This is a genomic window from Mangrovibacterium sp., assembly GCF_059905295.1.
The window spans coordinates 1-13,612 of record NZ_JBZQJF010000223.1 but is presented as its reverse complement, the minus strand read 5'-3'; the positions used below and the strand labels follow the sequence as shown (position 1 = coordinate 13,612).

At 41.3% G+C, this 13,612-nt stretch carries 11 protein-coding genes and 1 pseudogene; 7 read left to right on the top strand and 5 right to left on the bottom strand.

Annotated features, from left to right (window positions below):
- From AC37HE_RS11605 to AC37HE_RS11575, 7 genes are all read left to right on the top strand, one after another.
- The coding region (locus tag AC37HE_RS11605) for a ferredoxin-like domain-containing protein (protein WP_500783010.1) at nt 1-706 on the top strand (706 nt) is incomplete at its 5' end.
- Between the two features lie 4 nt (nt 707-710).
- Nucleotides 711-1,454: a uroporphyrinogen-III synthase gene (locus AC37HE_RS11600; RefSeq protein ID WP_500783009.1), complete on the top strand. Its 744-nt coding sequence runs from the start codon at nt 711-713 to the stop codon at nt 1,452-1,454.
- Nucleotides 1,455-1,542: 88 nt separating this feature from the next.
- Complete coding sequence (locus AC37HE_RS11595) at nt 1,543-2,367, top strand: SDR family oxidoreductase (RefSeq protein ID WP_500783008.1); 825 nt, start codon at nt 1,543-1,545, stop codon at nt 2,365-2,367.
- A 53-nt stretch (nt 2,368-2,420) separates the two neighbouring features.
- The gene (gene cobA, locus AC37HE_RS11590) at nt 2,421-3,170 is read left to right on the top strand and encodes a uroporphyrinogen-III C-methyltransferase (protein ID WP_500783007.1); all 750 of its coding nucleotides are present in this window, start codon (nt 2,421-2,423) and stop codon (nt 3,168-3,170) included.
- A gap of 184 nt (nt 3,171-3,354) precedes the next feature.
- On the top strand, nt 3,355-4,533 hold the full coding sequence (locus AC37HE_RS11585) for an AAA family ATPase (RefSeq protein ID WP_500783006.1): 1,179 nt from the start codon (nt 3,355-3,357) through the stop codon (nt 4,531-4,533).
- 51 nt (nt 4,534-4,584) lie between these two features.
- Nucleotides 4,585-8,151: a pyruvate:ferredoxin (flavodoxin) oxidoreductase gene (gene nifJ, locus AC37HE_RS11580; protein ID WP_500783005.1), complete on the top strand. Its 3,567-nt coding sequence runs from the start codon at nt 4,585-4,587 to the stop codon at nt 8,149-8,151.
- 553 nt (nt 8,152-8,704) lie between these two features.
- Complete coding sequence (locus AC37HE_RS11575; protein ID WP_500783004.1) at nt 8,705-8,923, top strand: Nif11-like leader peptide family natural product precursor; 219 nt, start codon at nt 8,705-8,707, stop codon at nt 8,921-8,923.
- Nucleotides 8,924-9,101: 178 nt separating this feature from the next.
- Here the strand turns inward: AC37HE_RS11575 and nagB are convergent, their stop codons facing one another.
- The 5 genes and pseudogenes from nagB to AC37HE_RS11550 all read right to left on the bottom strand — a co-directional run.
- The gene (gene nagB / locus AC37HE_RS11570; protein ID WP_500783003.1) at nt 9,102-9,929 is read right to left on the bottom strand and encodes a glucosamine-6-phosphate deaminase; all 828 of its coding nucleotides are present in this window, start codon (nt 9,927-9,929) and stop codon (nt 9,102-9,104) included.
- 9 nt (nt 9,930-9,938) lie between these two features.
- A complete protein-coding gene (locus tag AC37HE_RS11565) occupies nt 9,939-11,942 on the bottom strand; it encodes a DUF4954 family protein (protein ID WP_500783002.1) in 2,004 nt (667 codons plus the stop codon).
- 3 nt (nt 11,943-11,945) lie between these two features.
- Entirely contained in the window at nt 11,946-12,659 is a 714-nt protein-coding gene (locus AC37HE_RS11560; protein ID WP_500783001.1) for a class I SAM-dependent methyltransferase, read from the bottom strand.
- Between the two features lie 16 nt (nt 12,660-12,675).
- Nucleotides 12,676-12,954, bottom strand: a complete 279-nt coding sequence (locus AC37HE_RS11555; protein ID WP_500783000.1) for a hypothetical protein — start codon at nt 12,952-12,954, stop codon at nt 12,676-12,678.
- Nucleotides 12,955-13,104: 150 nt separating this feature from the next.
- Nucleotides 13,105-13,612: pseudogene (locus AC37HE_RS11550) on the bottom strand (hypothetical protein); the annotation flags it as partial.

Below are 13,612 nucleotides of genomic sequence, written 5' to 3'. Positions count from 1 at the left end.
CCGTGAATATCATTTTTCGCGTAACGGTGATCGCTTCGGTTGGGTGAAAGGAAAAAATGGCAAATGGAGTTTGAATCTGTTCATTGAAGGTGGTCGTGTAAAAGATACCGATTCGTTGAAATTGAAAACAGCGCTTCGTGAGGTTGCCGAAGCAGTTGATGCACAGTTTATCCTGACTGGAAATCAGAACCTGATTATTGCAAATACGGACGAAAAAGAAAAGGTGTCAACAATCCTGCGCAAATATGGAGTTTGGCCTCTTCAACTTTCCGGGTTACGGCAAAATTCGATTGCCTGTGTTGCGCTGAATACTTGTAGCCTGGCATTTGCTGAGGCCGAACGTTACCTGCCTGATTTGATGAGTAAAATTGAAGAAATACTGGATGAGTATGGCTTGCTAAAAGAAGAAATTGTCATCCGGATGACCGGTTGCCCAAACGGTTGTGGTCGGCCTTACCTGGCTGAAATCGGTTTTATTGGTAAAGCTCCCGGACGCTATAACTTATACCTGGGAGGAAATAGAAATGGTACCCGCTTAAATGCACTCTATAAAGAAACGCTTTCCGAAGAAGAGATTTTAAAGGAACTAAGACTGATAATTGCTGATTATGCCAAAGAGCGTAACGAAGGCGAAGGCTTGGGCGATTTTGTGGTTCGGAAAGGATATGTGAGAGAAATAGTTCATGGAAAAGAATTTAAACATTGATGTTATGGAATTACCTTCAGTATTTATCGGAAGAAGTTTGTCGGAAAAAACGCGCCAATGGTTGAAAAGTCAACCAGTTAAGTTTATTGAACAACCGATGTTTCGCATCCAGTTTCGTAAACCAAAGTCAGAATTGCTCGATTTGGTCAAAGATAAACCGCTTAGTATTGTAGTAACGAGTGGTTCTGCAGCTCACTGGTTGGTTCGTTTTCAAAAGTATTTTGGCGTGGAAGCAAGTCACGAGGTGTACTGCCTGAGTTTAAAACAGGAAAATATTTTGAAGGAAGCATGGACGCATGTTTTTCGCTCCTCTGATCCGAACATCTTCTCCTTGAGTGAGCTCTTGGTAAAACAGAATAGTGGGAAGCAAGTCGTTTACCTTCGCGGGGATAAACCGCTGAACGACCTGTACCAACAGTTATTCAGTGCCGGAATTCAGCCACTCGAAATGGAAGTGTATAAAAATACCCCTATTGAAAAATGGTTAAATCAAAGTTTTGATGCTTACTTGTTTTTCAATCCGAAATCCATTGAGACTTATAAAGCTTCAGGAAATTTTCCTTCTCCAAACGGACAAATCATGGCTGTTGGCGATAAAACGGCCATGATGGCATGGAAGGTTTTTCCAAACGAGGTGAATGTTTCCAGTGAACAGGAAGAACTTTCGTTTGTGCAATTCTCCATTCACCGGCTTCAACAAAAATTGAGTGAACCCGAATTTAGAGGTATGGCTACCGATTGGGAGTAGAAGGCGATTTTATACGGTGTAAAAGAAAATAGAGAAGCTTTAAGCGAGCAGGCACAACCAGTTGGCAATAGTTTTGTTATAAGTTCAAATGATGCGAACAGTTTCAATATTAGGAGTCGGCTGGTTGGGCTTACCTTTAGCCCGGAAATTAATAAGCAGTGGTTACCAGGTTAAAGGATCGGTAACCTCGGTCGAGAAGATGGAGTTGTTGCAACAAGCGGCGATTTGGCCATTTCAGGTTATTGTAAGTTCTGATGGACTGTTCCTAAACGATTCCACTTTCTTTAATACAGATATATTAATCATAGCTATTCCGCCGCGTCGGATACCGGATATCGAGACTGTGTTTTCGGCCCAAATCAAACATTTAATTGCTTACCTGGAAAATACCGGGGTGAAAAAGATTCTCTTTATTTCGTCCACATCGGTTTATCCGGAATCGGGGGGCCTTGCCAGGGAGATTGATGTTTTGTTGCCGGAGAAAGGATCCGGAAAGGCTTTGCTTGATGCGGAGAATCAATTTCGACTGAATCGTCATTTTGAAACAACCATTCTCCGTTTTGGTGGATTGATCGGAGCAGATCGAAATCCAGCCCGTTTTTTAACGCGCAAAAAAACTGCGGTAGACGGTAACAAGCCGGTTAACCTGATTCATCAGGATGATTGTATTGAAATTATTAAAGAGATTATCCGTCAGAATGCCTGGGGAGAAACATTTAATGCTTGTTGTCCGGAACATCCTACCCGAAAGGAGTTTTATCAGAAGGCTTCAGAGGTTTCCGGAATTCCGGCACCTGATTTTAGGAATAGCAATGAGCCTTTCAAAATTGTTGACAGCCGGAAATTGATACGCTATCTCGATTACAAATTTAAATATCCCAGTCCACTGGATTACCTAAAGACCTCCATTTAAGTTTAGTTTTTAAGAGCAGACCAGAATGGTTTTGCTATATATATAATAGTATCATGTTGAAAGAACATTTGATTTCGATTGTTGGTGCTGGTCCGGGAGATCCGGATTTGCTGACCGTAAAAGCTTTGCGCCGTATCCAGACGGCTGATGTGATTTTGTATGACGCGCTGCATGGCGATGAGGTCCTTCAGATGGCATCAGAACGTGCACTGAAAATATATGCAGGCAAGCACTACCAGGATGGGCAGCACCAAACGGAGCGACAGGATAAAATTCATGCTCAGCTGAAGCAGTATGCTTTGCAGGGGCTAAACGTTGTTCGCCTGAAAGCCGGTGATCCCTTTATCTTTGGGCGTGGTGCCGAAGAGCTGGAGTTTTGTTTGTCTGAGAATTTGAATGTAGAGGTGGTCCCCGGAATTACTTCTGGATTGGCAGCTGCAACTGCATTTCATATTCCTGTTACGCTGCGGGGGGAAAATAGTATGGCTCTTTTTTATACAGGGCATAAGCGGAACGGTGGTTTTGATGACATTGAAACCGTCGCTTCTGTCTTAAAAGCCAATGCGCCGGTGATGGTTTACATGGGATTGAAGAATTTGCAGTTGTTGACAGCAGCATTAACAGATAATGGGGTTCATGCACATACACCTTTGCAAATTGCAAGTAGAGTGGGGCATCCCGACCAGCAAATTTTCTCAACCTGTTTCGATGATTTGGCTAATTTTTTAGCTGATAACGATCCTCCAATGCCGGCTGTTATTTTAATGGGAACTCATGCAACACCTGTTTTGGGTGTAAATTAGGGTACTTTTAATCTGTGCAATCGATTGAATACTAGTAGCCGTGCCTTCTGTTGCTTTTTAATCATTGCAGCTATTTCTTATTTTTACTAATTATAAATAGCAGGGATTGTTTGATTTTGTTATCTCTGGATTGCAAAATATTTGTTTTTCTGTCTACTTTTGTTTGCATAAATAACAAAAAAGGATGGAAAACCTGCTTCAGACACACCAATTATTAAGCGATACTCCAAAGGAGTTCCTGCGTAGGGGACTTATGGATGAGATTGATTGGTCTGAACGCTTAATCAGTATTAAAGGTTTCCGTGGTGTTGGGAAGACGACTTTTCTTTTGGATATCGTAAAGGAACGGTTCCACGACGACAAGTCTTGTCTGTATGTCAATCTCAATAACTTCTACTTTACGAAGCGGAAAATTTACAATTTTGCCGACGAATTCTACAAAAAAGGCGGTAAAGTTCTTATTTTGGATCAAATTCATAAGTATCCGGAATGGGACGTTGAGTTGCGTGATTGCTACTATAATTTTCCTGAACTCCAAATCATTTTTTCATCTTCACCAGTTTTACGGGTCATCGAAGGACACGATGAGTTAAAAGGAATTGTAAAAGTTTACCACCTGGTAGGCTTGTCGTTTCGCGAATATTTGAATTACAAAGGAGACTTCAATTTTAAACCGTATAAATTGGAAGAGATCCTGACAAATCATCGCGAAATTGCTGCTGAGATTACCAACGATGTAAAACCGCTGGCCTATTTTAACGAGTATCTCGAAACGGGCTATTATCCTTATTTTCTGAACAGCAAATCGTTTTATCGCGAGTCGCTGTTGAAACACGTCAATCTGGCTTTAGAGATTGATGTGACTTATTTGAATCAAATTGAATTAAAATATTTACCGAAGCTGCGTAAACTGTTACAGATTATTTGCAGCCAGGTACCATTTTCACCTAATATAAGTAAGTTGAGTGTTGATGTTGAAACATCGCGCGCAACCATTATGAATTACCTGCGCTACCTGAAAAATGCGCGGTTAATCAACTTATTATATTCAAATGGTGATGAAGACCAGTTGAAAAAGCCTGATCTGGTTTATGCCCACAATACCAATATTTTGTATGCTGTTGATCCGGAAAATATTAATAACCGGAATTTACGGACAACCTTCTTTTACAATCAGTTGAATTTTCATCATGTGGTGAAAAGTTCGGACAAAGCTGATTTTAAAATTGATGGCCAGTACGAATTTATTGTGGGCGGAAAATATACCGAACCGGTCGATGATGACAGCTATGCGGCTGCCGATATGATTGAAGAGGGCAGAGATAATATTATTCCGCTTTGGCTTTTCGGCTTTTTGTATTGAGATAATTTGAGAATTGAAATAAATAAATTGTAAAAACTAACTTGAATAAAAATGGCAAAACAAAAGAAGTTTGTTACATGTGACGGTAACTACGCAGCAGCGTATATGAGTTACATGTTCAGTGAAGTTGCCTGTATTTATCCTATTACTCCGTCATCAACAATGGCTGAGTATGTTGATGAATGGGCTGCAAAAGGAATGAAAAACTTGTTCGGACGTCCTGTACGTTTGGCTGAAATGCAATCAGAAGCAGGTGCTGCAGGTGCTGTTCACGGTGCATTACAATCAGGTGCATTAACATCTACTTACACTGCTTCTCAGGGGTTGTTGTTAATGATCCCTAACATGTATAAGATTGCAGGTGAATTATTGCCTACAGTTTTCCACGTAAGTGCTCGTGCATTAGCATCTCACGCTTTGAACATTTTCGGTGATCACTCTGATGTGTACGCTGCTCGTCAAACTGGTTTCGCTATGTTGGCTGCCGGTTCAGTACAGGAAGAAATGGACTTGGCTGGTGTTTCTCACTTGGCTACGTTGAAATCTCGCGTACCTTTCTTGTCTTTCTTCGACGGATTCCGTACTTCTCACGAGATTCAAAAAATCGAGTACTTAGATACTGAAGACATTCGTCCGTTGGTTGATATGGACTTAATCCAGGCTTTCCGCGATCGCGCATTGAATCCTGAAACTCCGGTAACTCGTGGTACTGCACAAAACCCTGATATCTTCTTCCAGGCTCGCGAAGCTTGTAACCCATTCTACGATGCAGTTCCTGATATCGTTGAAGGTTATATGGCTGAAATCAGCAAATTGACTGGTCGTGAATATCACCCGTTCAACTACTATGGTGCTGAAGATGCTGAAAACATCATTATCGCTATGGGGTCTGTAACTGAAACAATCAAAGAAACGATCGATTACCTGGCTACTCAAGGTCAAAAAGTTGGTTTGATGTCAGTTCACCTGTATCGTCCGTTCAGCGCTAAATACTTCATGGATGCTCTTCCTAAATCAGTGAAACGTATCGCTGTTTTGGATCGCAGTAAAGAACCTGGAGCTAATGGCGAACCATTGTACCTGGATGTAAAAGACTTGTTCTACGGAAAAGAAAATGCTCCTGTAGTTGTTGGTGGTCGTTACGGTTTAGGTTCAAAAGATACAACTCCTTCTCAAATCCTGGCTGTTTACGAAAACCTGGAAATGAGCGAGCCTAAAAACGGTTTCACTTTAGGTATCAAAGACGACGTGACTTTCAAATCACTTCCTTTGAAAGCTGAAATCAAAATTTCTCCTGAAAATATCTACGAAGCTAAATTCTACGGTTTAGGTTCTGACGGTACTGTAGGTGCGAACAAAAACTCAATCAAAATCATCGGTGGATCTACTGACAAATACTGTCAAGGTTATTTCGAGTACGACTCTAAGAAATCAGGTGGTTTCACATGTTCTCACTTGCGTTTCGGCGATAGCCAAATCCGTTCAACTTATTTGGTTACAACACCTGACTTCGTTGCTTGCCACGTTCCTGCTTACCTGCACCTTTACGATGTATTGAAAGGTCTGAAAAAAGGCGGTTCTTTCTTGTTGAACTCGATCTGGGACGAAGAAGAAACTAAAAAACGTTTACCAGATCACATGAAACGTTATCTGGCTGAAAACGAAATCAAATTCTATATCATCAACGGTACTAAACTGGGTGAAGAACTTGGTTTGGGAACCCGTACAAACACCATCATGCAATCTGCATTCTTCAAAATTACCGGCGTAATTCCTTACGAACAAGCTGTTGAAGAAATGAAGAAAGCAATCGTAAAATCTTACGGTAAAAAAGGTGAGAAAATCGTTAACATGAACTACGCTGCTGTTGACGCTGGTGGTGTTAACGTAACTGAAGTAGCTGTTCCTGCTGAATGGAAAGATATCAAATTGGAAGAAGAAGTTGCTGCCACTGACCGTCCTGAATATATCAGCAAATTTGTTGATGTAATCAACGCTCAAAAAGGTAACGACCTTCCTGTATCTACTTTCGTAGGTTACGAAGACGGTACATTCGAGCAAGGTACTTCTGCTTTCGAAAAACGTGGTATCGCTGTTAACGTTCCTGAATGGCAAGCTGACAACTGTATCCAATGTAACCAATGTGCTTACGTTTGTCCTCACGCTGCTATTCGTCCGTTCCTGATGACAAAAGAAGAAGTTGAAGCTGCTCCTGCCGGTACTGAAACTCGCGTAGCTACTCCAACAAAACAATTCGACGGATTAAGCTTCCGCATCCAGGTTTCAGTAAACGACTGTACTGGTTGTGGTAACTGTGCTGACGTTTGTCCTGCCAAAACAAAAGCTTTGGAGATGAAGCCTCTTGGTACTCAGGAAGCTGAATCTACTCGTTGGGAGTACATGGCGAAAAATGTTACTTACAAAGAAACTGTTGTTGACAAAAACAAATCAGTTAAAAACTCTCAGTTTGCTCAACCATTATTCGAGTTCTCTGGTGCTTGTGCTGGTTGTGGTGAAACTCCATATGTGAAATTGATCACTCAATTGTACGGTGAGCGTATGATGGTTGCCAACGCTACAGGTTGTTCTTCAATCTATGGTGGTTCAGCTCCTTCAACTCCTTACTGCAAACACAACCAAAGTGGTCACGGTCCTGCTTGGGCTAACTCATTGTTCGAAGACAACGCAGAATACGGTTTCGGTATGGCTGAAGGTGTAAGCGCTCAACGCGATCGCATTGAAGTTGTAATGAAAGAAGCTATTGCTGCTGGTGTTAGCGACGATGTTGCTGCTGCATTCAACGCTTGGATGGAAGCCAAAGAAGACGGCGAAAAAACTGATGAAGTTTCTAAAGCAGTACTTGCTGTATTGGAAGGAAACGATGCGGAATATGCTAAAACAATCTTAGGCCTGAAAAAATACCTGGCTAAAAAATCAGTTTGGGTATTCGGTGGTGACGGATGGGCATACGACATCGGTTACGGTGGTTTAGATCACGTATTGGCTTCAGGTGAAGATGTAAACGTATTGGTAATGGATACTGAGGTTTACTCAAACACTGGTGGTCAGGCATCTAAATCAACTCCGGTTGGTGCTGTTGCTAAATTCGCTGCTTCAGGTAAGAAGGTACGCAAAAAAGATTTGGGAATGATGGCCATGTCTTACGGTTACGTATATGTAGCACAAGTTGCTATGGGTGCTAACCAAGGTCAATACCTGAAAGCTTTGCGTGAAGCTGAAGCTTACCCAGGACCATCATTGATCATCGCTTATTCTCCTTGTATCAACCACGGTTTGCGTGCAAGCATGGGTAGATCACAAGAAGAAGAGAAAAAAGCTGTTGACGCTGGTTACTGGCATATGTATCGCTTCAACCCAATGTTGGAAGCTGAAGGTAAAAACCCATTCACTCTGGATTCAAAAGAACCTGATTGGAGCAAGTTCCAAGACTTCCTGAAGGGTGAGGTTCGTTACACTTCATTGATGAAATCATTCCCAGAGCAAGCTGCTGAATTGTTTGCTGCTGCTGAAGAAAATGCAAAATGGCGTTTGGCTGGTTACAAACGTTTGGCTGCAATGGACTTCTCTGCTGCAAAAGAAGAAGCTTCTGCTGAATAAAAAACCACTCATTATATGGCAAAAGCCACTGTCTGAAAAGATAGTGGCTTTTCTTTTGCGTCTAACTATTGCCTGGAAATAGCCTTGGTGACAGGTCATCCCTTTTAGGGTGATACACAGTTGTACTTATATGAGTCAATCTTACTAATTAATGTTCATATCTTAGCTTTAGGGGATTAAATCTGACCAAAATGCTTACCAATCTTAAACCCAATGCTGATGATCATTTAATTTAAATAATCAATCTTTAAGATTGCCTTCAACTTTTATAAGTTTGGAATTACTATTATTAAGATATATTACTTTTTGAGTGAGATTTGATAGTTAATTTGTGAGATTGAATAATAAATAGGAGAGAAGATTTAATGAGATTACAAGACAGGTGAGGCTCCTTTGCGAATTGTTTTGGTATTTCGTGGCTTTGGCTTCTAAGAGATGCGATGAGTATTGTTAAATTTACTTATTGGTAGGTTAAATTTTAATTGACAATCGAAATGTCAAAATCCATTTGTGATTATATTTGGGCTATCACTAACTTTAAAAACTTTAGAAGATGTCAAAAAAAGCCGTTTTAGATTTATTGGACAAAGGTGCTGAAGATCGCCAATTCCGTGTTAAGTATGATAACACCTTTTCAGAAGAAAAATTTGCAGAGCTAGCTAAAGAAGATGGATTCGACTTTACAGCCGAAGAGTTGAAAGAAGTTTTGCGTGAAAACGGTGATAATTTTGAATCATACGGAAACCCTCCTAAAAAAGGTATTTGGGTCTAAGAATTTGTTTCCTTGTTTTTTAAGACCGCTTTCTTGCAGCATTTATCGTGCTGCTGAATGTTCTTGCAAATTCAATTGAAACGACTTTTTCCAGTTAAAATAAGCCTGGAAGCAACAAAAGCCACAATGAAAAAGATTGTGGCTTTTGCCTTTTTATATTGTGAATATTTCTGCTTGCTTACCAAACCAGGTTACTGTTTAGTAAGTTGTCGGCTTCAAGGTTCGCCTCCTCAATCGATTTAAAATGTTTGTAAGTCCCCACTTTTAATTCGTAAGTGGCATGTTCGTCACATACAATCATTCCTTTAGGGTGAAGTTGAAGGGCACTGATGGTCCACATGTGATTTACGCCTTCCTCTACAGCATGTTTAAGTGCGCGGGCTTTATTCAATCCGTTTACAATAATCAGTACTTCTTTGGCATCCATAACGGTTGCAACGCCCACGGTTAAGGCCAGCCTGGGTACTTTGTTTACGTCGTTTTCGAAGAAACGTGAATTGGCAACAATGGTATCGTAGTTCAATTCTTTATCGCGGGTACGCGATGCTAATGACGAGCCGGGTTCGTTAAAAGCAATATGTCCGTCGGGACCAATACCGCCAAGAAATAGATCAATACCACCAAGGTCTTTCATCTTTTGCTCATAGCGGGCGCATTCTTCTTTCAGGTTTGAAGGATTACCGTTTAGAATATTCACATTTTCTTCCGGAATATCGATGTGGCTGAAGAAGTTCTCCCACATGAAGGTGTGGTAGCTTTGCGGATGCTCTTTGGGGATCCCTACGTATTCGTCCATATTGAAGGTGATTACGTGCTTAAAACTAACCAGACCACCTTTGTATAGTTCAATGAGTTCTTTGTATACTCCCAGAGGCGACGAACCGGTTGGTAAACCCAAAATGAATGGTTGGGCAGCTGTTGGTTCTGCTAACTGAATTTTTCGGGCAATATAGTTTGCAGCCCACTTCGACAGCTCTTTGTAATTGTCTTGAATGATAAGTCTCATGACACTCTTTTAATTTTGTATGGTTACTCGTTTTAGTTGGTCAATAACGCGTTCGCCCAGTTTGGTTTTTCGCTCGATGTGGTGAAGGACTTCTTTTACAAAGTCATTTTCCTCGAAACGGCCCCGGACTTGTTCAAAATCTTTTTGTTTCACTTCCATATCACCATCAATTCCAAAACCTGTCATCGAGTCTAAACGGAATTCCTTTTTGGCGTCTTCATATAACAGGTGATCGAGCTCAACTACGCTGTCGCGCCATTTTTCGATGAGCTCAATTAGCTCAGCTCTGCAAAATTCAGAAATTGGCTTTTGCAGATAGGATTCAATGAATCGAACGGTCCAGTTCCATTCATATTCGTAATAGTTTTGGTGAAGGTTTCTGAAAAATTCATCGATGGTTTGCAAATCACTGATTTTACCATCTACGATCCCCTCAAGTAGTTTTACAACTTCGTTTTTGGGAGCAATCAGGCCGGAAAGATCAATCCAGTCGCCCGTGCCTATTTCGCTTTGTGGTTTCAGGCATTCAGCAATGTCGTCTTTACCTTCTATTTTGGCTTTGTTCAATCGGGTAATAATGGAGTTACCAATGAATTTCATGATGGCCATATCGTACAGCATGAGTCCCTTTTGCAGAGCATCGCGCCTTATTCTTGTATTGTTGTAAGAGAATTCTTCGGTGGTTTCACCCGAGATATGCCTAATCTGATGCAGGATGCCAATGGCATGAGCCATCTTTTGGATGGTAAACGGACTGAGTAAGTTGAAATTGATACAATCCAGCTGGTGTATGTCGGTGCGCTTGTCGCGTTTCGGCCATTTCATGACATCGCGAATGGTTCCTACACTTCGAAGATTTACTCCCGGAACCAACCAACTCTCGTCATTTTTCTCAATGAGATAGGAGAAAGGCATGTCCGAAGTGTCCGAGTTTTTGTAATGTCGCCCCATAACCAAGGTAAATGCTCCGATTTTGGCTGGCCACAGTAAATACGAATCACTGGTTGTTTTCGAGCCTCTCTCCACGATGCCATGGTGAATTGGCCCCAGCTTGTACATGTGATTACTTTGGTTGGAACCACTACCTGCATTACTAAATGAAAACATGCCGGCAATCAGCAAAGTCGATTTGTGGTGAGTAACCGTGTAGGGACCTGCAAATACAGCACAGGCTTCGCCATGATAGCCCTGGCAGTTGGCAAAAAACAGGGAGTGCTGAGCCGAGTATTGTGAGCCAATTGAGCAACCTTGCCCAACAAAGCAATTGGCTATGATGGCTCCGTCAATAATTTCGGTACCCGACGATACAATGAAGTTTCTCAGGTTTGCATCCTGCCCGATGATCACAGGGGCTGACTGGGTTGAATTGATTGAACCATTTCTCAGACTACTGGCACCATTTATCTGGGTATAAGGACCTGTTCTGACATTGCGAAGTTCCTTGCAATTGAAAATTTTGGTGTGCTTGCCGAGAATTCCTTTGTTCGATTTTACTTTTTTACAGTACTCCTGAATCATAGCTTCCACTTTGCAAATAGCATCGTGGCGGTGTTTGTAAAAAGCCATGATATAGGCCAGGTGTGCCGATAGTTCATCGTAGATCACAACCGTTCGCCCACCGGTTTCATCCAGCACTTCTACCTTGGTTCCGTTTCCAAAAGTACAGTCGCCCTCAACGGCACACATATCCGTGTTGTCAATGATGACATGATTCTCGATACTATAATTAGCGATATAGTTTTTGATGTGGTTGATGTAAACATTGGCACCAATCTCGCAATTATGGAGGTGGGCATTATAAATACCGCATTGTTTTTTTACGCCGCCGTAAAGTTCAATATCTTCATTTTGCAGGTCGATTGTGATTGCTCCGCTGAATTGAACACTCATAAAACGCTTGGGATCGAAACCTTCCGTTACAAGAATTTGATTCCAATCCTCAGCCTGGCAGTTTTGTTTGGTTAGTATTTCAATTTCCGGGATAGTTAAGGAGCGATATTGGTTTTTATCCATAGTTTATGCATGTTTTATCGTTGCAAGGTAGTCATAATGCTCACCTTCGTTGATCGATTCTATTTTTAAGCCGGCTTTTTCAACTTCTAATTTCAGGTTTTCCCGATCGAGGTATAACCAAGGGAGTAGTTCCCCTTTTTTACCTGCATATTCAACCTGGTAGGTCATTTCTCCATAATAGGTTGAAGCGTTAATGTCGACATAAGCTGAGCCGTCTTCATCCGTGTAAAGATAAATTAAATCCGACGAATCAATCAGGATCTGACCTTCGGGTTTCAGCAAGCTTTTCAGATGTTTTAGAAAGGCTTGGAATTTGTTCAGTTTCCCGGCAATACCGGTTCCGTTCATCAGCAACAGAATTGTATCGAAAGTTTGTCCTTCAAACTGGAATAAATTCGTGTGTTCGACATTTTTTACACCGCGGTTTTTCATGACTTCACAACAGAAGCTTGATTGTTCCAGGGCGGTTACTTCAAGTCCTTGTTGTTGAAGATACAAACTGTGGCATCCGGCACAGGCACCAACGTCCAATATACAGCCTCGGGCTTTTTCCAACGCCAATTGCTCCAGGGAAGGCATTTCTTCGAAAGTGCGCAAAAAGTAGGATGGATTGACCTCATCCGGGGCGAAATCATCCGCGTGAATGATAACGGGGCTGTTGTCTTGCTTAAAGTGAAAATTGTGAACTGCTAGTCCAATCGGGTCATATGTAGTCATGTCGTTTTATTGAAGACTATTCCATGGTTAAAATAGATGCTTCAAATTTAAGACAAGTTTCCTTTTTTTGAGAATAAATATAGAATCCTTCTGTTTCACCTTCACCGATTATGAAGATGCGAAGATCCGGAAGGTTTTTTGAGATCAACTTAATGTCATCAAGCTTGATGTTTTCTTTCTGAAGCCATCTGGAGGTATTAATATCTCCCAATCTCAGTCGTCGTCCCGAGAGTTCTGCTTTCTGGAATATTTCCTTAGACGACCCGTAATCGATATGCCGAAAATGATTCATCATAGTGTCCCTAATTCGTTATTCAAGTTACGGCAAAAGCGGCTTAAAAAAAACTAAATGGAGACTTTTTTATCGAACAGCGATGAAATGCTGATTGAAGTAGTTGTTTCGCATAACGAATAAAAAAAGCGCCGTGTTAGGCGCTTTTATATTTTAGAATCTGAACCCGAGGGTAAAGCTTACATTATCCGTTTGATAATCCATTTTCGCTGATGGTGAGGTTCCTACGGTTACCCCGGTTAACCCGGTTGGTACCTGGTAAAGTTCGAGGTAGTTGGTGTTAACAATATGTTTATAAGCTAAGTCGAAGAATACACCGCCACTTTTGATGCCAAAGCCAACTGCGTAAGTCTGCGTATTTTCGTTACTGTTTGGTTGGTTCGTATCAAAAGCATCATTCTTGTAAGGACTTGGCAGATATTCATAACCACCACGTAAGCTAAAGAAATTATTCAACCTATATTCGCCACCAACATGAAGGTTGCCTACCGATTTAAATGCATCTTTAATATCTTGGTTCTCAGTTGAAAAATCGTAACCGTCTCCTGCATCGCGCAGTCTCATTGATGAGTAGTCGATATACTCATAGTCAACACTGATTAAGCCTGCTTTCCCAATTACGTATGCAGCACTAAAAATCCCTTTCATTGGGCTCTCAATG

What these genes read in the sequence shown, in the direction of transcription:
- AC37HE_RS11575 (WP_500783004.1), top strand. Translation starts at nt 8,705, where the DNA reads ATGTCAAAAAAAGCCGTTTTAGATTTATTGGACAAAGGTGCTGAAGAT.
- nifJ (WP_500783005.1), top strand. Translation starts at nt 4,585, where the DNA reads ATGGCAAAACAAAAGAAGTTTGTTACATGTGACGGTAACTACGCAGCA.
- AC37HE_RS11565 (WP_500783002.1), bottom strand. Translation starts at nt 11,942, where the DNA reads ATGGATAAAAACCAATATCGCTCCTTAACTATCCCGGAAATTGAAATA.
- AC37HE_RS11595 (WP_500783008.1), top strand. Translation starts at nt 1,543, where the DNA reads ATGATGCGAACAGTTTCAATATTAGGAGTCGGCTGGTTGGGCTTACCT.
- AC37HE_RS11585 (WP_500783006.1), top strand. Translation starts at nt 3,355, where the DNA reads ATGGAAAACCTGCTTCAGACACACCAATTATTAAGCGATACTCCAAAG.
- AC37HE_RS11560 (WP_500783001.1), bottom strand. Translation starts at nt 12,659, where the DNA reads ATGACTACATATGACCCGATTGGACTAGCAGTTCACAATTTTCACTTT.
- AC37HE_RS11555 (WP_500783000.1), bottom strand. Translation starts at nt 12,954, where the DNA reads ATGATGAATCATTTTCGGCATATCGATTACGGGTCGTCTAAGGAAATA.
- cobA (WP_500783007.1), top strand. Translation starts at nt 2,421, where the DNA reads ATGTTGAAAGAACATTTGATTTCGATTGTTGGTGCTGGTCCGGGAGAT.
- nagB (WP_500783003.1), bottom strand. Translation starts at nt 9,929, where the DNA reads ATGAGACTTATCATTCAAGACAATTACAAAGAGCTGTCGAAGTGGGCT.
- AC37HE_RS11600 (WP_500783009.1), top strand. Translation starts at nt 711, where the DNA reads ATGGAATTACCTTCAGTATTTATCGGAAGAAGTTTGTCGGAAAAAACG.